Raw genomic sequence first — 1,821 nt, forward strand, 5'->3', positions numbered from 1 at the left:
TGCACCGCTCACTCGCCCCTGACGGGCTGCATCTTTTCTGCATCCCGTTCATGCACGGAGAATCCGAAGAGGACCTGTCGGCCCTGACCCACGAAGAGGCCGAGCGCAGGTTCGGCCAGAGGGACCATGTGCGGAAGTTCGGCAAGGAGGATCTTGCCCGGAACCTCGGCATGGTCTTCAGGCTTCCTGAGCCCTACAGCCTTCTGAACTACTTTTCCGCCGATCTTCTGCGGAAGTTCAATGTTCCGGAACGGGAATGGCACGGGCTCAATGGAACCTCGGTATTCCCGTTGCGGAAATCGGACTACCTTCTGTAGCGCGTGGCGACCTTCGTGCAGGGCGCCACCAACGGCGCTTTCGGCATTGCGGAACCTTCGCGACGGGATCGGTGTCGGCTGAGCGGAGCATCAAACCCCGGTGCGCCGTGCTCGTTCGCGTGCCCTACGGCCCGCGACAGGGGCGTTCCGCTCCAGCGATGCCGCACGATCCGGGCAGTTCACCTCCCGCCAGAACCGGACCGTCGCAGCGACGAGCCGGGTTGCGTCGATACCGTGACGCATCGCGGCCTCCTGCAAATGGCGCGCCACCGAGCCGACGCTGCGGTCCGCGGTTTCGGCTTCGAGGCCGGGTACGAGACTGAGCAGCACCGCCAGGATCTGCGGATCTACATCCGCGAGGATCCTTTCCACGCTTTCGGAAGGCGCAGCATCGCTGTCCGCTGGCGGCGTCTCGGAGACGACCGGCAGTCCGAGTTCCAGCCCCGGGAACCGCGCGTTGGTCGCATCGACGATCTGGCGGTTGGCATCGCACAGGCTGGCAAGGGCGGCGTCGGTCAGTGCGGGCTTGCTACCGGGAAACCCCAGCGTGTCCAGGCGCTCGAAATACCGGATCAGGGCCTGGCTAGCGGGATGCAACTTGCCGTCATGGGCTTTGAGGACGATCCTTCGGTATCGCTGCAGGACGATAAGTTGCTCCGCAGAGAGGGTGGCGTTCTCGTTCGACCGGGGCAGGTGCAGAACGCTTTGGCCGGAGGCGCGGCGCAGACAATGCTCGAAATCGTTGATGACATCGCCTCCGATCAGGCGGGTGCGGTCGAAATTGCGGACCGTCAGGCTGCCGACTTCGGCGCATGAGTTCCAGGCGTCGAGCAGGAGGTCGATGCGCCTCCTGTAGCTTTCTGGCGGCGTGAATCGGCTGTCGCCCTTTAGTCTTTGCTGGGTAAGGGACAAGTACATGCTGTGGGGAGCGCGGACGTAGGCGATGACGTCGAGGTGTTCGATCTGCGGAGAGATGGTGCGAAGAAGGTCGATAGTCCGGCCAGGAGATGCGTTGAAGAACGATTCGGCCGACAGCAGGACCGTATCGCCCGGGCGGACGGCTTCGCGGATCATCCGGACCGTGCTACGGGCAGACTCGGCGGTCGGTTCCGCCTCGCCCCTGGTTTTCTTGCCGACGAGAGATCCGAGGTTGAAATGACCGATGCTGGGCGTGGTGGTTTCGAACAGGAGTCCGACCTGTCGCAAAGAGGTGCGGGCGGCAAACAGACTGCTCTGGATCGAGCTGCTGCCGCATTTCCCGTCACCGATATGAACGATGAACCTGGTCATCCTGTTGGCCGTCCCCCCCGCATTTCGCCGATATCTACAGGCCACGGATACGCGTATCAATGGCACCGCGCGCGAGCCGCTCGGCGCCGCATCTGGCCAATCTTGCCGACCGTGCTACTTACCTACACACTCGATGGAGGATGGAGTCTGGGGAGGACCACATGTATCGCCGAAAGTTCCTGACGACTGCCGCTCTGGGTGGGGCCGGAGCCGC

1 protein-coding gene and 1 pseudogene are annotated in these 1,821 nt (G+C 63.4%); one reads left to right on the top strand and one right to left on the bottom strand.

The features are described from left to right. Positions 1–317 (top strand): annotated as a pseudogene (locus WA989_RS00760) (hypothetical protein); the annotation flags it as partial. Positions 318–407: 90 nt separating this feature from the next. Here the strand turns inward: WA989_RS00760 and WA989_RS00765 are convergent. After that, the gene (locus tag WA989_RS00765; RefSeq protein ID WP_424338625.1) at positions 408–1,607 is read right to left on the bottom strand and encodes a hypothetical protein; all 1,200 of its coding nucleotides are present in this window, start codon (positions 1,605–1,607) and stop codon (positions 408–410) included. Positions 1,608–1,821: the final 214 nt, after the last annotated feature.

Source organism: Henriciella sp. (genome assembly GCF_049649345.1).
Classification (GTDB): domain Bacteria; phylum Pseudomonadota; class Alphaproteobacteria; order Caulobacterales; family Hyphomonadaceae; genus Henriciella.